Origin of the sequence: Sulfitobacter sp. HI0040 (genome assembly GCF_001634885.1) — a bacterium.
Classification (GTDB): Bacteria; Pseudomonadota; Alphaproteobacteria; order Rhodobacterales; family Rhodobacteraceae; genus Sulfitobacter.
This window is the reverse complement of record NZ_LWEX01000584.1, coordinates 1-204: the sequence shown is the minus strand read 5'-3', so window position 1 is coordinate 204 and position 204 is coordinate 1. Positions and strand designations below refer to the sequence as shown.

Annotated in this window: 1 pseudogene; it reads right to left on the bottom strand. The window is 53.9% G+C overall.

Going from position 1 to position 204, the window contains the following annotated elements:
• A pseudogene (lysK, locus tag A3728_RS21140) lies at positions 1 to 204 on the bottom strand (lysine--tRNA ligase); the annotation flags it as partial.

The window sequence follows — 204 nt, the reverse complement described above, 5'->3', positions numbered from 1 at the left end:
AGCATTACCGACATGATTTCATCGTACTTTTCGCAGGCGCGCAGCAAGATTTCATCGAACTGGCCGGAACGGTAGAACTCCGTCGCCGAATAGAACTCGTACTCGAACCCGAAGGTATCGAGAAACCGTCGCAACATCGCGTTGTTGTGGTCGCCGAAACTGTCGAACTTTCCGAACGGGTCCGGGACAGAAGTCAACGGTCGC